The sequence below is a fragment of the Schaedlerella sp. genome (assembly GCF_056796775.1).
The window spans coordinates 1-20,036 of the sequence record NZ_JBQIKP010000023.1; the positions used below are offsets into that span (position 1 = coordinate 1).

The following is a 20,036-nucleotide window of genomic DNA, read 5'->3' on the forward strand; positions in this document are numbered from 1 at the left end:
ACAGATTGCAGTAAAAGACTTTCCCCGCATACTGTATATAAATTTTTCCAGGCCCTGAATAAATTCTTTATTATCTACCAACTCCTTATCTTGCTTATAATCGGCAATACACGTAACACTTGATATACAACCCGCATTAAGTTTATTCAGGTCTTCCTGCATTTCTTCGTTGAAATAATCCGCAGTATCACTGCCTGGAAACAATCCCAGAAGACTTTGTTCAAGCTGCTGTCTCATGGTTCCCGTTGAGTATCGTATATCTCTGGATCTTACCCCCAGATAAAAATTATTATCCTGTCCATCACTCCGAATCATCAATACCAATGTGCAGGGTTTATTTGATAATGCATTAAAAATCGTTGCTAATTTATGTACAGAAAATTCATTTTCCTGATAAACCAGTTCAGAAATTCTAAAAAATTGAATCTGCTGCAGTTTTTCAAGTTCCGTATCATCCAATAGCATAACATCACAATTCTGAAGTGAAGGTACATAGTTTTTCATCACTTCATTATCTACAATAGCCAGGCAATTCTGAAGATTTTGCTGCAAGGTTCTAAAATTAAATTCACCGGGTGAATCAGCATAAACTGTACTTACTGTACGTGGCAGCTCCATATTATCAAATTCTGTATTCTTTGCTGGCTGTATTTCTATCTTTGATTCATTCGCTTTCCACTTCAAATCTAAGTTAACCGCCCTTCTCTTTCATAGACAAAGTACATCGGCTCTGTATTTCTTCCTTTTTCTACAAGCTTATAAATACGTAATGACTTATCCTCAGGCTTATATATATTATATTTTATACGGCCACGCGTCTTTCCTTCCTCTTTAAGTGTACTTCTCTCATCCCATTCCTTCAATTTGTCATCATCATGCTCTACCCTTTTATAAATATCAATCTTTTTATTATCTGAATTTTTCTTATCTACCGCATTATGCCTTTTTTCTCGATGAAGGCATTCGCATGGTTTCACTATATAGAAATGAAACAAAGCTGATGAAAAAATCCACCTCCGCGTATTGCCTTTACGTTTAGCTCCAGGTTTAGCTATTACTTTCGGTTTTTCTGACTTATTTTCTGTTACCGTCAAACCATCATGCGGCGTAACTCCATTAATACCTCCGTCTCCAGGGGATTGCGCAAGTTCAATACCAGAATTATTACGAGCACGATTACTGCTATTGCCGCCGCAATCGCAATCCCCAACGCTTTTTTTGAAGAATCTTTTGTATCTTTTACTTTATGATCACTTTTCTTCTCCCCTACCAGTTCTTCCCGCTTCTTTTCAATATGATTTATTTGCCCTTCTGCTTCTATCCTTTTATTATGCTCTTCTATCTCCTTCTTTTTTTCACGTATATGTTGCTCCTGCTCTTCTCTGGATTGTCTGGGCATTTGATTCTGAGTATTCCTCAGTATTTCTGCTTTTGGCTGACGAACTATTTTCTGCGGTTCTTCTGATTTTCTCCTTTCCATCCTTTCTCTGTGAATCCGTTGATATTTTTCCGCCAAAAAAACCTTGGCCACTTCTCTCATATGATCCATTCTATCTTCCGAAAAATTTTTTATCAGATCCACCTTTAATCCCGTCCAATAGTTTTCATCCCATTTGGAGCTATCCTTAACAAAAGGAGTCAGCTCAACATGCGGCTCCAGAAGCCCTGGCGTAGATTTACAGTAATTATACTCTTCCTCGTACCTCTCAAATGTAGGATCCACATCTAATGAATCAACAAAAACATATTTTAGGGATTTCAAATCTCCGGTATCTGCATAATTTTTAATCCTGGTATCCATAATTGTCCCTTCCGTTATATTTCAAGAATTCCATTTATTTCTTCAATACTGTTTTCAAGCCATTTAAGAATTTCCTGATTTTCTTTCAGCGTTGCTTCCTTTTCAGTCTGATCATTTGCACAACGCTCAAGCTCACCATATTTTGCGGCAATAATTTCATCTAACTTAGCAAAAAGGCCTGAAAATTGACTTTTCATCTTCTCTATCTGTTCACAAGCAAATTCCAATGCTTTTTCTGTGCCTTCATCCAAAGTGCGGCGCATTTTTGCAATCAGAGTCTGTTGGATTGCGGCAGTAGAGACACTAAATTTCTCAATCTTTTCTCTCTTCTCGTCAAATACATCACGTATAATAGTCTTATAGTCAAGTACAGTCTCGAATACATCTTCATCCTTATAGTCATTAACGGTCACATATACATCTTCACTAACATATTTGGGTGTGAATATTTTCCACCAACGTTTTTCTGAATTATATACCTGACGTGTTCCGGTTTTTTCTTTATGGGATCCTACTTTGACTTTTTTTGTTCCTATCTTTTCTTCATGAGATCCGACGATAATCTCTTCTTCCTCCTCTCCGACTTTTTCATAATAAACTCTTTCTTCATAGGTTGTTTCGCCAATATCTTCAACTGTCTCTGTCGCAAAAGCATCTGATGTCCAAGACTCTGCATTTTTACGCATTGTACTCAATTCTCCTCTAATAAGATCAACAGTCTGAAAATCCAACTGCGCATCAGAAGTGGACTTATCAAATTTTGAAAGCTTTTCCTGATACTCAAAAAGCAGCCGCTTACCGGTCTTAACAATCTCCTCATTAATAATGCTCTCCAATCCAGCAGTCAACTCTGCCATTTCATCAGAACTAGATGTACTGAACTGATTCACAAGTCTCTTTGCTTCCTCTTGGCTTGTCAGAATTTCCCCATAAGGCCTGAAGATCTTGCTTGATTTTGCGGTTGCCTTTTCTTTTAGCTGTTCTACTTTTTCCTCTATTTTAGGTATGGGATCAAGGGCAGCAATTTTCTGTTTAAACGACTCCGCTTCTTTACCATCTGCTATCTTTTTTCTAACAGCATTTGCACGCTCCACGCATTCTTTAGCAGCCTCTGCATCTGTAGCGACTTTTGTTTTTGCTTTTACCAGAATCTCGCTGCTTTCTAAGACCTCCTGAAAAGTCTCAACCAAATCCTTAATTTTCTTTGTCTTGGCATATTTCTTAACATAAGCAGTAATCGCCGCTTCAATCGAATAAATTCCGCAGTGAATCAACGCCTGTTCCTTTGTGTCATTGTTCTCAATAGCCTTGTTTAACCGATAGTTCAAATCCTGCTGCGCGCTGGGAGACAATGTGGAATATTGCTCAAGGTGCATAGAATCATAGTAGACAAACTTATCAATCTTTGATAAGGTCTCCTGTGCGGCTAATGGAAGTTTTCTTTGCTCTATTCTTGTAAGATTGTCAATATTAATATCAGAAAAATATGTTCTGATATTAAGCGCAGTAAATGCCGAACACGGAAATAATTGCGGATCTTCGATTCCATACGAGGCCAAATATCTCTTAGCTGAAAGAATAGATTTTTTTATATCCTCTTCCTCTGGATTGAATTGATCCATTTTGTTGATCACAAACAGGAAACGGTCTCGAACCTGCTTTCCTCCCTTTTTAATCTGATCAGCGACGTATTGAAGCAGTGCCGCGTCATCATTTGTACTTAACTGAGTACCATTTAAAACATATAAGATCAAATTGTTAGAATCATTGTTAATGGCTTTATATGTTGTATTTTTATGAGCCTGGTTTTGCGAATTATTCGGTCCGGGAGTATCAACAAGCATCAACGACGTACTATTGGAATCTAAAAAAGGAATATCCCCTTCTGCCGAAATACGATGTACATTTTCATTCTCATTCAGATTGTTCATCATATCATATGTAAGATCCGAGACTTTCTGAATGGCTTCATGGTTTTCATTATATACAACTGCTGTAAACTGTGGACTATCCACATCTAAAATCTCAGTAATCGTAGCTGTGCAAGCTTCGTTCTTAGAAGGCATAAGCTTTTTTCCCAATAATGCATTGATGAGCGTAGACTTACCAGAGCTCATAGTTGCTATCACATTGATTGGAAATACAGAATTATTAATATTTTCAAATGCTTTCAGCAATTTTGCATCACGGAAGTCCTCTATCGGGCCCTCCTGCAAATCCTGGAATGCGTTTACAATCTTTTCGTTAATATCATCATCACTTTGACCTGAAACATATTTTATGTCAGAAACTTTTACAATCCCCTCTTTTTGCGCCTGCTCAAAAGCATCTTCAAAATCATCCCAATCAAGCGCCATGCCGCAATATTCTAATGAAAAATCTACTGTATTCAATTCTTCACGCAGCATTTCAGGGAAATTTCCAACCCACTCCTGCAGGCGTTTCCCCTTCGTTATTTTGTGGAGTATACTGTCTGTAGATACCTCCCTTCCATTTACTCTTAACGTAGTCTCCAGCCGGTACGGATTGTACTTAACGTATACCTGTGCCATCTGTCTTTCCTCCTTTGTTAAAATATTTTTTATTAGATTTTCCACATACGCAAGACCAGAATTTCTATACAGCTTTTGCGCTTCATCATGAGAAAATGCTATATGTGGGCATTTCAGCTGCTTTTCAAAATAATCTGATAAACTTATCTGTTCAAACTTATATATATAATCATCAAATTCACGCTGTTCTATTCTGCTTAATATCTCCTGTTGGCTCTTTTTTGCCAGATATGCTGCGCGGGCCGATACAGGGCAAACAATTGGATTGTCAAATCCCTTTGATGCCAAAAACTTTTGCTGCCTGTAAATCACATCAGGAATATCGTCATCTTCTGAAATAAGGTGGTCTATTTTATTCAGCACAAACAACACCTTTGTTCTTCCGATTTGTTTTGCTACCATTTCAAGATGCTGCTCTTCGTCCGTTGTCCCAAGCTGAGTAGCATTTAGTACGTATAGCATAAGTCTGTATTTTCTGGCTTTAATCATTCTCTGAGTTATTTCCATATGTTCTATATTTTCACTGGAATTGACACCTGGTGAATCATAGAGAATGATTCTTTCTCCGCCTAGAAATCCATTAAAATATGTCCCAACCGTAATTTTAGACGATTTGTTATTTTCATTGTCTGAAAGCAGTTCCTCTCGTGTCGCATCAATTGACATATCATGATCATGCTCACTCGTAATTCCATCCTCAAATGGTTTAGAAATTATAGTATGAATTTTGCTGGTACATGCCATGTTTTGCATTAAACTTATATTTTTCCCAACAAGCGCATTAATCAAAGTTGATTTACCCGAACTCATAGTTGCAGTAATCAAAATGGAATATGGCTTTTTCTTGATAAAAAATGTATTGATTTTGACTTGTTCAAGATATTTTGTGTATCCTTTCAGCTTTTTGCTGCACATCAGTTCTTCCCATGCTTTTTCATCCCCCAATGCTGCACAAAATTCCACATTTAGAATTTGCTCATCCTTTTTTGCTAAATGGAAATCCGAAACAATTTTATTTAAGATGCATGCAATCTTATGCATATCTTCATTTTGTAATACAAGTGCAAGCATCAGCGTAAGATCAAATGGAAGCAAATAAAGGAACTTTGACTTTAATACAGCCTTTTGTGCGTTTCTTATATTTTTCTTTTCCTGTCCCTCGCATAACTTATCTTTGTAAAACTTAATCTGTGCCTTTGTATACTTCCGTCTATTCCCGTTTACAAGACGAATCATTTTTTTTAGATATCTAAAATATTCTATTCGAGTATCAATTGATTCCTTCATAATTGGATTAAAAATAATAATTTGCGTACTTGAAAAAATATCCTGTTCCTTCAAATTTTTGTATCCTTTCTTTACAGTACTTCTTATTTTTCTGCCATGACTACTATTCTTATACATATAACTGATTATATCATAGCTAAATAAATATTACAATTAAATAAAGTTTATTATAATGAGGTTTTTCTATGAAAGAAATCAATTTTCCCCGAATCGGCACAAAAATCCGAGAAATCCGCCTATCCAAAGGCCTTACCCAGGAATACGTCGCCAACATCGCTGACGTAAACACCAGCCACATCAGCAACATTGAAAACAATCACGTTAAAATCTCTCTCCCCACCCTGGTCCATGTCTGCAATGCCCTGGATACGACCATCGACTACATCCTTGCCGATGAGTACGACCAGACCTCTTCTGTATTGGAGCAGGAGATCTTACATGAGCTTCACTCCTGTACCGACCGCACTAAAAAGCAGATTCTGGAGATTGTCAGGATTCTCCGGGATCGTCCTTCTGAATGAAGCATTCCGCAGTCAATCTGACTCCATACCGAAACCCTTCGGCAAATCCTTTCTCTTTTCCTGCAAATGCCGCCTGATACATCTTGTTCCTGCACTTTTCATACTCTTTGGGCGGCAGATGCTCCTCTTCATGCTGCAGCAGATCCCGGATTTCCTCTTCAATCTCATGATCTGTTCGATTCCATTTACTTTTTTCCATCTTGTTATCGTATATCTCTTTGATCAAATCTTCCATAATTCTACTGTGGGCTTTCCCGCCCTGCGTCCTCCTATTGTATTTAAAACGAAATACGATGCAGAAACTATTCCGATTATACGATTGCAATCTACCAACTCAATTATTTTCTTGCACCGTACCTTCTCCTATTTCGATTTCATATAACCTGCAGATTTTTTACATTGTCCCCCTGCCCTTTTAGCCATCTCTCAATCCTCGGCCCGAACGCTTCCGCTTCGATCAGATATCCGTCCTGATCCTTCTGTATCACAGCTGCCGAAGGCAGACGGTCCAGCACAGACTCCAATGCTTTTCCAACATACTGGAACTCCACCTTTCTCAAAGCCCCGCTCTGCACGAACGGGATCCGTTTTCTGAACTCACTCTCCTCATATCTGCCCGCATACGGAACACGGAAATATTCTTCCATTACCGTATATTCCTGAATCTTGTCCACCCGATAAAATACAGGAAACGCATTTTTCGGATCACTGTTTTTTTCACTGTCTTCCTCTGCGCCGTAAGCTGCCAGATAAAAGTAGAAATCCCGCAGCACAATTCCCACAGGTTTTATTTTCTCTGTCGCTTCCCCGTGATTCTGCTGAGCCTTGTACGTGACTTCTGTATATTTATGCGCTTTCACAGCCCGTTCCAGATCCCAGATCCGATCAAGGAGCTTTTGTCCATGCCGCAATTCCGTATAATTCTGAATTTCATTGCTGAGCATATCCTTTACATCCGCCGCCCCCGAATCGGTATCGCATAACGCAGTCAGACTATATAGGATCGGGAGCATTTCCGTTTTTGCCAGCGCCCTGCTTTCCAGAAGGATCTTGCAGGCCGTCAGAACCGCTTTCCCATTCAGTTCATTGGTCCGCTTAATCTGGAGCCGATATCCGCCCGCCCTTTTATCAAATATAACCTCCTGGATATTTCCCTCTTCCATGAATTGGCTCTGCAGGAATTCCTGAATATCAGTAATATCCCTTTGAATCGTTCTGGCGCTGACTCCATATTTTTCACTCAATGTATCCTTATAAATGATTTTCCCCTGCTTTAACTTCGTGTAAATCATCAAGATCCGTTCTGCCTTATCCTCCGTACCGTTTCCCATCGTATTGCCTCCTCGTATTCTTTTATCAATCTTTGCCATGCAGAAGGTATGCAGCTTGCAGCTTTTTTGCATACTATGGTATACAAGGAACCCTGCCGCCTGCAATCTTTCTGCAGATTATCGTATTCTGGACCGCCGGCACAGGCCGTCTGCTGTGCGGATGTTCCGCCGCAAACCTGCTATTCCGAACAGTCACTATCAATGATTATAAAGGAACACATGGACACATTCTGTCACAGTTGAAATAATTTTCAATTCCATTGTTAATGACATATTACGTCATCCGATTCCATATAATGTCTTTTAACAGGACAATTTTTATTTCCAAATAGTATAGCATTGAAGGTGTCCTATTGCAAGCAAGAAAGGAGTTTTTATGCCGCGAATCATTGACACCAAACAGAAGAATTTAGTTGGAAAAAAAGTGAAGATGCTCCGGAAAGAACGACGTATGAGCCAGCAGCAATTGTCAGACAAACTGGAGACGCTGGCAATCTATGTCTGCCGCGGTTCTGTCTCCCGAATAGAGGACGGGAGCAGGACCGTAACGGATATCGAATTGTATGGACTTTCTCAGGTGTTGTCCGTGCCGATTGAGGAATTTTTTAAGTAGGCCTTCCAGCCACTCTTATAAGATTAAATTTTTATATAATTGGAAAATGAAGAAATGTGATTCCTGCCGACAGGCAAGCTATTTTTTAAGCGCCTGTCGGCAGAGAAAAATTGTATGCTTTATTCGAAATGAATCAGCCAGCTTCCGCGTCTCCTGGATCCTTTCCGGCTTAGCACTCCTTTTGCTTTTAAATTTTTTACCGCATATCGAACCCCATCAACTGACAGGCCTATATGTTTTGCCAGTTCTAATTGTGTAATATTCGGATTATCCTGCACAGCAAAAATAATTTTTTCTTCCGTTTGTGTCAATTTTTTCGGTGGTTTTACGGTAGTTTTTAAATCAGTTTTATAGGTAGTTTCAGTGATTACGCCAGTTTTTCCGGTAGTCTTTAAGTCAATTTTATCGGTAGTCTCACCTTTAACATCAACTTTATGGGTAGTTTTTACAGCAATTTTATCGGTAGTTTCATCTTTAATATCGGCTTTATCGGTAGTTTTACCGTCAGTCTTTACAGCAGTCCCACCGCCAATCATTTCCCCAGCCTCATGATCCAGACCATAATCAAAAGAGTACTCTTCATCCAGCGGAACAATGATCCGAAATACGTCCCCTTCCTGAAACTCTGGATCCTGCCCCGAATAATACTTACTGTATTTGAACAGATTTCTCACGCCGGATCCCAGTCTGTCAGCTCTGCCTATATTCCTGAAAAAGGATGCTATGATCGGATTCTTCGGATCCGGCTCCAGATTATCCGGAGTGATAACGCCTTCCCTGAGAGCCCGGTTCGCATTTTCCGTATACATCCGTTCTTTCTGAATCACAAATTTTGCCGCATAGGAACTGGTAAAGAGCATCCGTTTCATATGCAGGACAGACATTCATAATCACATCATCTTTACCCAATAGAAGAATCGCCGCCAGATTATATCCCTTTTCTCCCGTGGCAATGTCCATACCATACAGACCTGCACTCTTCAGCAGTTCCTGATCACTCATGCTCTCCCATGGATGCCTTCCTCCGGCGTTATTGACTGCCATCTTTCGAATCCGAGGCAAAAGGTCAAGCCGCAGATTTTCTTCCGAAGCATACGGATAAATTCTTTTCTCTGTAAAAATATTCTGCTTTCGGATGTACATAGACGCAATCTGCGCGGTTGCCGTCACTTTCACGTCTGCATCATCTACCCGGTCATAGATTACTTTTTTATAACTGTGAACCTCTGCGCTGGGCGGCACATGTACATGAATCACTGTATGACCTTTATACTTCAGCAGCTCCGGCGCAAGATAGGCCGTCGGTGTAAAGTGAACCGGATTACTGATCACACTGATGAAATTTTTAATCATATCGCCAGCAGCCTTCTCCGGCACACCCGTCACAGTACCATCATCCAATACCCCCATAAACAGATCACCGCCAAATCGGTTCAGGAAAGAGCAAACGCTCTCGTATACATCGTGTTCAATTCCATTTCCACAACGCTTAAATTCCACAGCAACCGTCTCTCCAATTGAAAGCATAGATTCAAATGTATGCAAATTCATTTGCCGGTACCCTCCTGTCTATATACATACTTATATACTCACATCAAATTGATCACGCCCAGTATCATGTTTCCCATTTCTCTCTTCTTTAAACCAATCACACCTGCTCAGAACCGCTCAGCCCCATCCCAACCGCACTCTCAAACAGAATCCCGCCGATCTTTGGATCTCTCCCCTTTGTTTTATCAACCCGGAACAGATCCGCCAGCAGACGCAAATGATCCATCCAGCTAAACAGCCCCGAATGGCAGCATTGATTTCTCCTGTTGGCGCAGTCCTGCAGCCGTGCTTCAAAGGCCCTCCACCAGTTTTCATCGTACTGCGGATTTCCTGCCGCCTGCATCCGCCGTCCAAGTTCCGCCCTGTGATTTCTCAGGATCACGCCAAATGCCCCAAGCGTCAGCTCTTCGTATTTGGCGTCCTTGAGCGCTACGGTGCCTCTGCCCTTTCCCATTCCCCGAATCTTAAATTCGGGAAACAGTTCCTGCAGGCTTTTGAGGAAGCAGTCCTTCATCCGCAGCTCCATTGCCTTGCAGAAAAGGATTGCGCAGCAGGAGGCGTCAAACCCGGGATTGACCCGATAGACCGGCTCCAGAAGAAAGTACAGCTTCATTCCCAGCAGAAGATTATCCCTGACTCTGCCAGACAGCTGATCGAGAGCCTTTCCGGAGTCAAAGCCAAATTTGCCCAGCTGGGACGAGGTCAGCTCCGTGGTCAGAAATTCTTCATTCAATCCCTGGATCAGACCGGAGGTATCAATGCTGTAGTCCACCGCATCCTCTTCATATTCCACCTCAGCCGTGGAAAACGCGGTAACCGAAGGCAATCCCGCAGATGCTTTCAGCAAGGCTTCTCTCCGCTCCTCCTCCGGAAGGTCCTGCTCCAGGATGGATTTGATCTCTTTGATAGCAAAGGTATCTATGATATTCTTTGCGGCGCTGATGCAGGCCGATTCCTTCCAGGCGTCCTCGTCTCCAATCACATACAGCCGGAATTTCGCGCGGGTCGCCGCAACATTTACAATATTCCGGTTCACCCACCGGACGGCCCCTTTTGCCCCTTCGCCTGGATCGCAGCCCAGCAGGAAGATCACCTCATCAGCCTCCTTCCCCTGAAATATGTGGACCGTGCCGATTTTTTTCTGGTCATGATCCAGAATATATCTGCTGTTGATCCTGGTCCGGCCGGCGTTTTCTTTGCAGTATTGATCAATATATTTCCGGATTCCGGCGACCACGGTCGTAAATGGGCTGATGATATAGATACCAGGCTCCGGATTTTTGGAAAACGCAATTTCCAGAAGTTCGCAGACCTTCCGGGCCTGGGCCTCTACAAAGTGATTCTTATTTCCCTTTTCCTCGCCCTTTACATTGATCCACTGCGATTTCTCATAAATAAACCTTGCGGCCTTCTCCGGTTTGGGCGGCCGGGTCTGCTGCTTCATGATCCCGTTATACGAGATTTCGTTGGAAATGTCGTACATTGGGGAAATGCATCGCCTGTGAACCAGCAGCGGACAGCCTACCCACTCCGGGTACTCCGTACCGTTGTCCAGATGTGTACCAAACCGGTTCAGTCCGTCGGCAAATGCCTGCACGGACAGCGTCTTTTTCTTATAAGGCTTGAGCGTCGGATCCTGGTATGCCTTCCGAAGCAGGATCAGGTCATCGGTGACCACCGGCTCCACCTGTTTCGGATCTCCCACAATGACCGCCCGCCGGCTTCTGTAAAGCGCTCCCAGAGCCATCTGCGGCTGTGCCTGCCCCGCTTCATCCACGACCAGCGTACCGATCACCCCGGGCTGTGTGATGTCCTTGAGCAGCCTTCCCACCGAAGCAAACGTGGAAGACAATACGGGCACCAGTAAGAACAGGGTCTGAAAAAGGGCAGGCACCATAAGCTCTTTGTCCTCCTGATGGAACAGGATCCTTTCATTTTCATCCCCCATCCGCAGCCCCCAATAATGAGATAACGTAACGAAATTGTCTCTGCAGTGATTGGAAGAAACCACGAATTCCTTGTTCATGCGCATCGCATACCCAAACAATTTTTCCCGCTCCCGGTTGTATCGCTGGGTAAACCAGGGATTTGCCACCTGGGCATCAGTGGATGTTCGGATATCCTTGGAAAGCATTTTTTCCACAAAGCTTTCATCGATGACCACTCTCTCGTCCATCCTGCCCGCGCCAGTATATTGGGATATCTCCGATTCGTATTCCTTTCGGACCATTTCTGCTTCTCTTTGTGCCTGAAATATCCTCTTTCTGTGATCCGCAGCTTTTTCCTCCTCACTGCTGATCCACTGTGCATACCTCGCAGTCTCTGACCGATGTGACTGGTATTCTCGTTCCGCTTGGCGGCTCAGCGTCAGGGCTTCCTCCGCATTTTGGTTCAAAAGCTCCAGCTCAGATTCCAGATCGGAGATCACGGCTTCCAGCTCTCCGGCCTCCCGGCCGTATTCCTCGGCAAGCGCTCTGCATCTCTCTGACAATCTCCAACTGACGCAAAAACTGTTTCCTTGCCTTTTGGTAGGACGGAAGCCTGTTTGGGGCCGTCTCCTTCTTCCCGTAAAAATCCCACCCCAGGGGATACAGTACCTTCTGATAAAATTGATTCAGATTCGATTTTCTGCCCAACGGAGCAGCCACCAGTCCCCAGACCTCCGTATCGTCCAAAAGCTCCTGTGCATATTTTGTAAAATAAATGTCTCTGTATTGGATCTTCTCACTGCCTTTTCCTCCCTGACATGTGGTCTCAATCACGTCAGATTCCTCTGGTTCGAAGAGCCTGCCCACTTCTGCCAGCGCCCCGCGAAGCTCCTCAGGATCCCCGTCCAGAGGCGACAGATCGCCTGTCATCTTTTTGGGAAGCTCCTTGGAAATATTTTCGACCGCAGCATTATTGCACGATGTCACCAGCATACTATACCGGTTGATCTCGTCATTTTTCAGGCTGTACCAATGGCGTGTGTACTTTGAATAAGCATTTCCCGGCTCCTCGCCGCGAAGAAAATCATGCTCTTCGAAGGCATCCTCCGGATTTTTATATTCCGAAAGCAGGATGGCCCGCTCTATGATGTTGCTGACTACAATTTCTTTGAGCAGAGTCGTTTTTCCCGTTCCGGGAGGTCCGTTGACAGAAAAAATATTCCCATTTTCCGCATACAGTTCGGAACAGCCTTTGCCAATCGCAAGGTTGATGGCCGTCTGCTGCATAAAGGCAGGCATGAATCTGGACGGCCATTTTCCAAGAGGCGCATTTTCCACGGATAAAATCTCCTGGATCTGCTTTTGATATTCCGCTTTCCCCTGCTTTCCGGGATCTACCAGATCGATACCTTCCGTTTCCCGCTCTTTTAAGACCGTCACATAGGCAAGCAGGTCCTTTCCCATATGGCAGTTGTCCTCCAATGCCCCGCTTCTGATCTGTTCCTGGACAAGCATGATATCATTGGAAAAATAATCATGCGTCAGCCCCAGATACTGATCCTCTTCTTTTTTACTTTTAATCCTTCCGTCCGCAAACATCTGAAATTGAACCGCGTAAACCTCTTCATAAGCATCCTTTTCTGTCTCGGAATTCTGTATGTTCCCCTTGAGATACCGCTTCTCGATCTCCTGATAAAGACCGCGGAGCCGGTCAAATGTTACTGCGCCTGCCGAAAAGGACTGCAGGGTATCGTCGTCCTCCTCTTCCTGTCCCTCGGACTGAGCGGCTTCCGGGCCAAAAAACATGGTTTCCAGTTCTTCTACCGCCTCTGCATACAGGGCTGCGTCCAGGGACGCAGACAGATCCCCTTTGGCAGACTTCACCTGCCTGAGCGCCCACAGAATGGCAGACAGGGACAGCGAATACCTGATGTACTCTCCTGAAGGCGAAAGCTGGAGGCTGGCCCATGCGATCTGATCCGTATTTTTTTCCGGCCTGCCCCCGTCCTCCGCTGTAAACGGCAGAACCTCCGCAATCCGGTCGATGCACTTTTCCCGCCTGACCTTCCCGATATAAATGGTCAGGTTTCCCCACTTTTTCATCCCGCAGGCCCGGGCCTCTTTTGCGATCACCTCATACAGCGTCTCCCGGCAGGAGCTGCCCCGGAGCAATAGAAAGTCCTCGATGATCGGAGTGCTTTTTTCTCGGCCTCCGGGCGGATTTTGCTTCCGCTTTTTCACTCTGTTGATCAGCTCCGGATGAGCCGGAAATGGATCCTGAGCCAAAAATTCCATTGTAAACCAGTAATCCAGAACCTTTTCAGCTAATGCCCTGTCCTGCTCCTTCAAATGACCGCCTCCTCTTTTGTACGAATGAACTGTAAAAAAATCAATTGCCTATTTGCGCAGTTCCTGATCATATTCTATTTCTGCGTAATTACACCGTTACCTGTCACACCCCAGCCGATCACCGCGCTGATTGGTCGGTAGGATGCACATGAAAGCTGGTATTCAGACCGTCACGCCCCAAAATCATATACATACAGCTCATGCAGAGCCCGTGTCGCGCAGATATACCGGAACTGCTGAAACAGCGGACTTTCCTTCTCGCCGCCCAGTACAAACACCTGGTCAAATTCCAGTCCCTTCGCCAGATAAAAGGTGGTCACCGTGATCCCCTTCTGGAACAGGCTGCTGTCCCTGTCGATATAATATACATCCTCCCGCCGTTCCCTGAGATAACGGTATGCGTCGATCGCTTCCTCTTCCGTCATCGTCAGGACGGCCGCATTCTCATATTCTATTTCTGATCCACTTTCTGCACTGCTCTTTTCTCTCGTTGGGCCTGCTTTGGAAGCTCCTCTCATTTCCTCTGCCCCAGGCATTTCCCGCCGTTCGTCTGTTCCACGTTCTTCCCCGGCCGCTTCCGCTTCCAGCCTTATCAGCCGTACCTGCCGCAGCACCTCATCCAGCGCTTCTTCCCTGGATGCCAGCCATCTCTCCTCCACAGCCTTCCCATGCCTCTGGAAATACTCTACTCCCTCAATTCCCGTGATCTTTCCTGCATATTCCGCGATCTCCGCCGTGTTCCGATAGCTTTTTTTCATCTCAATGCACCGGATCTTCCTGCCGAATATTTCCGGAAGAAAGGTCAGCACATCCATCGGCTCCTGATCCACCGTCTGTGCGCGGTCGCCCAGGATCGTCATATTGCACGGAAACAAAAGCCCCAGGATCACATACTGCAGATAGGAATAATCCTGCATTTCATCAATGACCAGATGGCGGATGTTCCGGCGCGCCGCCCCGGTCAGAAGCCGGTATTTCAGATACAGCAGGGGATACACATCCTCATATTTCAAAAATCGCTTCTCCTCCGGTACATCCCGCAGCGCCGGATATCCGGAATCCTCCAGCAGCCAGTTATAGATCACATACAGATCCGTGGTCACATAGAGACTCTCAAATCTCTCCCGGATCACCAGCAATTCTTCTTCCGGAAGTGTTTTATCATGGAGCGTCTCATATTCATCCACAAAACACTCCATTACTGCATCCATTCTAGACAGCAGCGGCACTCCGGAGAATTTATAGTAGAACAGCTTCAGGATCTCCTCCGCCTTTTTCTCCATGCCCTTATATTCCACATCTTGGAAATCCACCAGACGATCCTCCAGCTCCACAAGAAATCCTTCCACGCACTGTACAAATTCCTTGGACTGCTTCCAGCGGTAACATGCTTCCGCATTCTGATGGTCTCCGTCCGTTTCTTCCGGCAGTAAACTGCTGTCGCTTTGTTCCTGTATACTTCCTTCGGTTCTCATATTCCGATACGCCGGAGCGCTTCGGCCCGCCCATCCTTCCCGGATCTGACGCTCGATCTGATGGTATCTGTCCTCGCAGTCAGCCACCGTATCCTTCAATTCCCGATACGCAAACAGGTCAAGACTCATTTCCCGGATATTTTCCTCCCCCAGCTCCGGAAGGATATGGGAAATGTAGTCAGAAAATACGCTATTCGGCGACAGCACCAGTATATTCGAGGAACGTAAGTTCTCCCGGTCATGGTACAGCAGATAGGCGATTCGGTGCAGGGCTACAGAGGTTTTTCCGCTTCCCGCCGCCCCCTGGATCACCAGGACCTTATCCTTTGTATTCCGGATAATGGCGTTCTGATCCTTCTGGATCGTGCGCACAATATTTTTCAACTGAGTATCGCTGTTGGTTCCCAACTCCTGTTTCAGGATGTCGTCGTCGATCTTCATATCACTCTCAAATTCATAGATCATCCTGCCGCCCCGGATCTTGTATTGCCATTTTGAGCTGATCTCCCCATGCATCCTCCCGCTCGGCGCCTCATAGGACGCAGGCCCCCTGTCATAATCGTAAAACAAACCGCTGACCGGAGCGCGCCAGTCATAGATCAGAGGAATCCCGCCCCGCTTTTCCGAAAAATTTCCAATCCCAATATGAAAGGTTTCCGCCTCATCATCGCCATCATAGATAAAATCTACCCTTCCGAAAAACGGAGAATCCAGCATCCTTTTCAGCCGCCGTCTCATATTCAGATTCTCCTGATTTGCATTGATCTGTGTCAGAAGGGCCTGGCTGTTATCAAAATTCTCATAGCCGTACTGGTCCATCTCCGTATAATTTTCCCAATAATATTCGTGCATCCCCTCGATATCCTTCTGCACAAATTCTATCGTTTCGTCCAGCTCCCGGATCCTTCCCCGGAGTTTTTCCATAACAACTGCCAAAAATTCTGTTCCTGCGCTCATACTATGAAAGCTCCTTCTATCATCACATTCTGAGGAACTGTATGGAAATAACTGATACAGTTCCTAAATTTCTGAATATACACACGAACATTATTTTACCATTTAATCTGTCCGCATATGCATGTAATCAATGTCCTGAATCGTGTTTATACTAAAGACAACCCCAAAATAATCTGCAAATAGTTTGCGTTTTTTCTTCGGGACAGTTCCGAAACGCCATATAAATCTGCCGCCCCGTTTTACATCAGAAAAGGCCGGTCAGGAATTACCCCGGCCGGCAAATACCTCTCCCACTTCCAGATCCTCCGGAGTGGTGATCTTTATATTTTTGTAGGATCCCTTCACCATCCTCACCGGATGTCCCAGCATGATCTCTACTGCGCCCGCGTCATCTGTCACGGTATATCCTCTGCGGCGGGAGCCGCCGGATTCTCCCCGGGCCTGCTTCTCCTGATCCTGTATCAGCATTTTATACGCCTGTTTTACAAGCTTTGTCTCAAATACCTGGGGTGTCTGCACCATCCACAGCGTGCCGCGGTCCGGTGTGTCCCTTACCTTGCATTCCGGATCCACGATCTTGATCGTATCCTTCGCCGGCATCCCGGCCACGCATGCCTTATCCAGCCGCACGATTTCATACAGCCGTGACAGCATTTCCTCATCTACAAACGGACGCGCGGAATCGTGGATAAACACATATCCGTCCTCCCTGGTCTCCCGAAGTCCGTTCCAGACCGAATGAAAACGCTCTTTTCCGCCTGCCACGATCCTGCTCACCTTGGTGATTCCGTATGTTTCCACAAAATTCTTCCGACAGTAGTCCTCTTCTCCTTCCCCGGTCACCAGGATGATCTCGTCAATGATATCTGATTCCTGGAATACCTGCAGCGAATAGCAGACGATCGGCTTTCCTGCCAGAAGAAGATATTGCTTATGCACTTCCGTTCCCATGCGGTTCCCCCTGCCTGCTGCCAGGACGACCGCGGTGCAATACGATTTTTCCATTGTGCCCCCCTATCTGATCTCCATATGGAATACAATATACCTAGTACATCATTGCACTAATTCTGAAGTAAATAGCGTCTGATGTTTACAGTAGCGCAAGACGGAGGAGGGAGGCGATGCTGGTAGCATCGTTGACTGACTCCAACGCAGCGATGGTGTGAACAGCGGGCACTATTTACTCAGTTATTAATGCAATGATGTACTAAGTGCATCTCGTCATAGCCGATCGACCGCTTCGCAAGGTATACCCAAGGTATCTCGTCACAGCCGATCGACCGAGCCACAACATATAGTATGCAACCCATTTTTATCACAATATATCCTGTTATCCCTGTACAGCCGGTCAACGCTCCCCCAGCTTCAGATTCGGCACCGCATTCAGATCCCATCCGTGCCGGGTTCCGGCCAGGTACTCATAATATCCCGCCGCCCCGATCATAGCCGCGTTGTCCGTGCAGAAGATGGGCGAAGGATGGTAGAATTTCAGATTTCGCTCCTCACACGCCTTTTTCATGGTTTCCCGCAGCGCACTGTTGGAAGCCACGCCCCCGGCGATGGCAAATCTTCCCATCCCGTATTCCTCCGCGGCTTTCATCGAATGCTCCACCAGCACATCAACCACCGCCTTCTGGAAGGATGCCGCCACATCCGCAGGCCGGAAGGTCTCTCCCTTCATCTGACAGCCGTTGATGTAATTGAGGACCGCAGACTTCAATCCGCTGAAGCTGAAATCAAATGGCGCGTCCGCAATATGCGCCCTGGGAAATGGAATTGCGTCCGAATCGCCCTCCTTTGCCAGACGGTCGATCTTGGGCCCGCCGGGGTATCCCAGTCCGATGGCCCGCGCCACCTTGTCATAGGCTTCTCCCGCCGCGTCATCCCGGGTACGCCCCAGAATCTCATACTTCCCATAATCCCGCACGCAGACCAGATGGGTATGTCCTCCGGATACGACCAGACACAAAAAAGGCGGCTCCAGATCCGGATGCTCGATATAATTTGCGGAAATGTGTCCTTTTATATGGTGTACACCGATCAGCGGCAGATGTCGTGCATAGGCAATGGCCTTGGCTTCCGCCACGCCCACCAGCAGTGCGCCCACCAGGCCGGGACCGTAGGTCACGGCCACGGCGTCGATATCATCCAGTGTCACCTGAGCCTCCCGCAGTGCTTCCTCAATGACCTGATTAATCTTTTCAATATGCTTCCGGGACGCGATCTCAGGAACCACGCCGCCGTACAGCTTGTGCAGTTCGATCTGGGAGGAAATGATATTCGAACAGACCTCCCTCCCGTTATGCACCACTGCCGCGGCCGTCTCATCACAGGAGCTTTCAATTGCCAGTATATTCATATCCCTGATTTCTTTCATATTCCCACCTGCTCTTTATTTCACTTTCACTCATTGCATCGGTCCCTGCCTGCAAAGGAATTGCCGCAAGCGCTATTTGGGATCATCGCCAAACTTCATTGTAACCGACATTTTGTCCTTTCCTGCCTTTGCCGCCGGGAAGATCTTGCGCACCTCGTTCATATAGACCTCCGCCCTGGTCATGGACGGGCTGTAATGGGTCAGCCACATTTCCTTCACCTGGGCGTCCTTCGCGAGCTGCGCCGCCTCATAAAATGTCATGTGCTTATATTCCACGGCCTTGGCCGCTTTTTCCTTTTCTCCGTACATTCCCTCGCAGATAAACAGGTCGGAATACTCCGCATGCTCCACGATGGAACGTGTCGGCCTGGTATCCGTCGTGTAGGTCAGCTTGATCCCCTTCCGCGGAGGTCCCAGCACCATGTCAGGGGTCAGAAGCCGCCCCTCCTCGGCCTCCACGGACTCGCCCTTCTGCAGATACCGCCAGTATTTCTGAGGGATTTCCTGAGACAGCGCCCGCTCCGGGTCAAACTTTCCCGCCCGGTCGATTTCCATGGTATATCCATAGCATGGAATATTATGGTTCACCCGAAATGCTTTCAGCCGATAGCCGTTCATCTCAAAGGTCTGCTCCGCTCCTTCGATCTCCTGAAAATGGATGGGAAACGGCAGCTCCGGCGCAATCACACGGAGCGAATTGACCACCCACTCCAAACCTTTCGGGCCTATCATGGTCAGAGGCTCCCGGCGTTCCGCGTTTCCCATCGTAAGAAGCAGCCCCGGAAGGCCGCTGATATGATCTCCATGATAATGTGTAAAACAAAGTACGTCGATGGGTTTAAAGCTCCATCCCTTCTCTTTGATTGCGATCTGCGTACCCTCCCCGCAGTCGATCAGAAGGCTGCTGCCGTTGAATCTGGTCATCAGCGCAGTCAGCCAGCGGTAAGGAAGCGGCATCATCCCACCGCATCCAAGCAAACATACATCTAACATAATCCTCTCCATTCCTCCGTCAAAGCAAATGGTTTGAACAGCATTCACCACTGTTCTTCTATTTCAGCCGGTATGCGAAATCCCTTCAGCAGGGCGTCATAACATTCCTCACACAGCTCGAAGGAATGCTTCTCCCCGTCCTTTTCCGAAAAATATCCCCAGCTGTAGTCCGCGCTGAACACCCCTTCCCGGGCCTGGCCGTTCACAACCGGAATCTCTTTCCCGCATTGGTTGCAGATCATCTTACTGATTTCTTTGATCTCTTCTGTTTTTTTAATATGATGATATTGGCGCATACAAC

Annotated in this window: 16 protein-coding genes and 1 pseudogene; 2 read left to right on the forward strand and 15 right to left on the reverse strand. The window is 45.9% G+C overall.

The window, feature by feature from the left end; genetic code table 11:
- The 4 genes and pseudogenes from ACTOY7_RS11585 to ACTOY7_RS11600 form a co-directional block, all read right to left on the reverse strand.
- Nucleotides 1-684 (reverse strand): annotated as a pseudogene (locus ACTOY7_RS11585) (hypothetical protein); the annotation flags it as partial.
- Nucleotides 685-686: 2 nt separating this feature from the next.
- Nucleotides 687-1,094, reverse strand: a complete 408-nt coding sequence (locus ACTOY7_RS11590) for a hypothetical protein (protein ID WP_482672518.1) — start codon at nt 1,092-1,094, stop codon at nt 687-689.
- A complete protein-coding gene (locus ACTOY7_RS11595) occupies nt 1,091-1,801 on the reverse strand; it encodes a cell envelope integrity TolA family protein (RefSeq protein ID WP_482672675.1) in 711 nt (236 codons plus the stop codon). The genes ACTOY7_RS11590 and ACTOY7_RS11595 overlap by 4 nt, the downstream gene beginning before the upstream one ends.
- Before the next feature lie 14 nt (nt 1,802-1,815).
- Nucleotides 1,816-5,694: a dynamin family protein gene (locus ACTOY7_RS11600; protein ID WP_482672487.1), complete on the reverse strand. Its 3,879-nt coding sequence runs from the start codon at nt 5,692-5,694 to the stop codon at nt 1,816-1,818.
- 131 nt (nt 5,695-5,825) lie between these two features.
- Between ACTOY7_RS11600 and ACTOY7_RS11605 the strand changes: the two genes are divergently transcribed.
- On the forward strand, nt 5,826-6,161 hold the full coding sequence (locus ACTOY7_RS11605; RefSeq protein ID WP_482672245.1) for a helix-turn-helix domain-containing protein: 336 nt from the start codon (nt 5,826-5,828) through the stop codon (nt 6,159-6,161).
- Here the strand turns inward: ACTOY7_RS11605 and ACTOY7_RS11610 are convergent.
- Both ACTOY7_RS11610 and ACTOY7_RS11615 read right to left on the reverse strand, forming a co-directional pair.
- A complete protein-coding gene (locus ACTOY7_RS11610) occupies nt 6,130-6,360 on the reverse strand; it encodes a hypothetical protein (RefSeq protein WP_482672244.1) in 231 nt (76 codons plus the stop codon). The genes ACTOY7_RS11605 and ACTOY7_RS11610 overlap by 32 nt on opposite strands.
- A 175-nt stretch (nt 6,361-6,535) precedes the next feature.
- The gene (locus ACTOY7_RS11615) at nt 6,536-7,492 is read right to left on the reverse strand and encodes a helix-turn-helix transcriptional regulator (protein WP_482670858.1); all 957 of its coding nucleotides are present in this window, start codon (nt 7,490-7,492) and stop codon (nt 6,536-6,538) included.
- 376 nt (nt 7,493-7,868) lie between these two features.
- Here ACTOY7_RS11615 and ACTOY7_RS11620 point away from each other — a divergent pair, with 376 nt between their 5' ends.
- Entirely contained in the window at nt 7,869-8,105 is a 237-nt protein-coding gene (locus ACTOY7_RS11620; RefSeq protein ID WP_004077533.1) for a helix-turn-helix domain-containing protein, read from the forward strand.
- A gap of 119 nt (nt 8,106-8,224) precedes the next feature.
- Here the strand turns inward: ACTOY7_RS11620 and ACTOY7_RS11625 are convergent, their stop codons facing one another.
- The 9 genes from ACTOY7_RS11625 to ACTOY7_RS11665 form a co-directional block, all read right to left on the reverse strand.
- The gene (locus tag ACTOY7_RS11625) at nt 8,225-8,914 is read right to left on the reverse strand and encodes a winged helix-turn-helix transcriptional regulator (RefSeq protein ID WP_482670859.1); all 690 of its coding nucleotides are present in this window, start codon (nt 8,912-8,914) and stop codon (nt 8,225-8,227) included.
- Nucleotides 8,859-9,656 carry an AlbA family DNA-binding domain-containing protein gene (locus ACTOY7_RS11630; RefSeq protein ID WP_482670860.1) on the reverse strand — a complete coding sequence of 266 codons (798 nt, stop codon included), beginning with the start codon at nt 9,654-9,656 and terminating at the stop codon, nt 8,859-8,861. The genes ACTOY7_RS11625 and ACTOY7_RS11630 overlap by 56 nt, the downstream gene beginning before the upstream one ends.
- Nucleotides 9,657-9,753: 97 nt before the next feature.
- Nucleotides 9,754-12,147 carry a DEAD/DEAH box helicase gene (locus ACTOY7_RS11635; protein ID WP_482670861.1) on the reverse strand — a complete coding sequence of 798 codons (2,394 nt, stop codon included), beginning with the start codon at nt 12,145-12,147 and terminating at the stop codon, nt 9,754-9,756.
- Nucleotides 12,062-13,933 carry a DEAD/DEAH box helicase family protein gene (locus ACTOY7_RS11640; RefSeq protein WP_482670862.1) on the reverse strand — a complete coding sequence of 624 codons (1,872 nt, stop codon included), beginning with the start codon at nt 13,931-13,933 and terminating at the stop codon, nt 12,062-12,064. Before ACTOY7_RS11640 ends, ACTOY7_RS11635 begins: the two co-directional genes overlap by 86 nt.
- A gap of 170 nt (nt 13,934-14,103) precedes the next feature.
- The gene (locus ACTOY7_RS11645) at nt 14,104-16,365 is read right to left on the reverse strand and encodes a HelD family protein (protein WP_482670863.1); all 2,262 of its coding nucleotides are present in this window, start codon (nt 16,363-16,365) and stop codon (nt 14,104-14,106) included.
- Nucleotides 16,366-16,623: 258 nt separating this feature from the next.
- On the reverse strand, nt 16,624-17,370 hold the full coding sequence (gene ispD / locus ACTOY7_RS11650; protein WP_482670864.1) for a 2-C-methyl-D-erythritol 4-phosphate cytidylyltransferase: 747 nt from the start codon (nt 17,368-17,370) through the stop codon (nt 16,624-16,626).
- A 343-nt stretch (nt 17,371-17,713) separates the two neighbouring features.
- Nucleotides 17,714-18,742 (reverse strand): tRNA (adenosine(37)-N6)-threonylcarbamoyltransferase complex transferase subunit TsaD, encoded by a 1,029-nt coding sequence (gene tsaD, locus ACTOY7_RS11655; RefSeq protein ID WP_482670865.1) that lies wholly within the window; start codon nt 18,740-18,742, stop codon nt 17,714-17,716.
- Between the two features lie 72 nt (nt 18,743-18,814).
- Entirely contained in the window at nt 18,815-19,735 is a 921-nt protein-coding gene (locus tag ACTOY7_RS11660) for a ribonuclease Z (RefSeq protein ID WP_300885003.1), read from the reverse strand.
- Between the two features lie 44 nt (nt 19,736-19,779).
- Nucleotides 19,780-20,031, reverse strand: coding sequence for a hypothetical protein (locus ACTOY7_RS11665; protein ID WP_160282937.1), 252 nt, complete (start codon nt 20,029-20,031; stop codon nt 19,780-19,782).
- Between the last annotated feature and the right edge of the window lie 5 nt (nt 20,032-20,036).

What these genes read in the sequence shown, in the direction of transcription:
- ACTOY7_RS11625 (WP_482670859.1), bottom strand. Translation starts at nt 8,914, where the DNA reads ATGTATACGGAAAATGCGAACCGGGCTCTCAGGGAAGGCGTTATCACT.
- ACTOY7_RS11665 (WP_160282937.1), bottom strand. Translation starts at nt 20,031, where the DNA reads ATGCGCCAATATCATCATATTAAAAAAACAGAAGAGATCAAAGAAATC.
- ACTOY7_RS11620 (WP_004077533.1), top strand. Translation starts at nt 7,869, where the DNA reads ATGCCGCGAATCATTGACACCAAACAGAAGAATTTAGTTGGAAAAAAA.
- tsaD (WP_482670865.1), bottom strand. Translation starts at nt 18,742, where the DNA reads ATGAAAGAAATCAGGGATATGAATATACTGGCAATTGAAAGCTCCTGT.
- ACTOY7_RS11660 (WP_300885003.1), bottom strand. Translation starts at nt 19,735, where the DNA reads ATGTTAGATGTATGTTTGCTTGGATGCGGTGGGATGATGCCGCTTCCT.
- ispD (WP_482670864.1), bottom strand. Translation starts at nt 17,370, where the DNA reads ATGGAAAAATCGTATTGCACCGCGGTCGTCCTGGCAGCAGGCAGGGGG.
- ACTOY7_RS11630 (WP_482670860.1), bottom strand. Translation starts at nt 9,656, where the DNA reads ATGAATTTGCATACATTTGAATCTATGCTTTCAATTGGAGAGACGGTT.
- ACTOY7_RS11615 (WP_482670858.1), bottom strand. Translation starts at nt 7,492, where the DNA reads ATGGGAAACGGTACGGAGGATAAGGCAGAACGGATCTTGATGATTTAC.
- ACTOY7_RS11645 (WP_482670863.1), bottom strand. Translation starts at nt 16,365, where the DNA reads ATGAGCGCAGGAACAGAATTTTTGGCAGTTGTTATGGAAAAACTCCGG.
- ACTOY7_RS11595 (WP_482672675.1), bottom strand. Translation starts at nt 1,801, where the DNA reads ATGGATACCAGGATTAAAAATTATGCAGATACCGGAGATTTGAAATCC.
- ACTOY7_RS11605 (WP_482672245.1), top strand. Translation starts at nt 5,826, where the DNA reads ATGAAAGAAATCAATTTTCCCCGAATCGGCACAAAAATCCGAGAAATC.
- ACTOY7_RS11610 (WP_482672244.1), bottom strand. Translation starts at nt 6,360, where the DNA reads ATGGAAAAAAGTAAATGGAATCGAACAGATCATGAGATTGAAGAGGAA.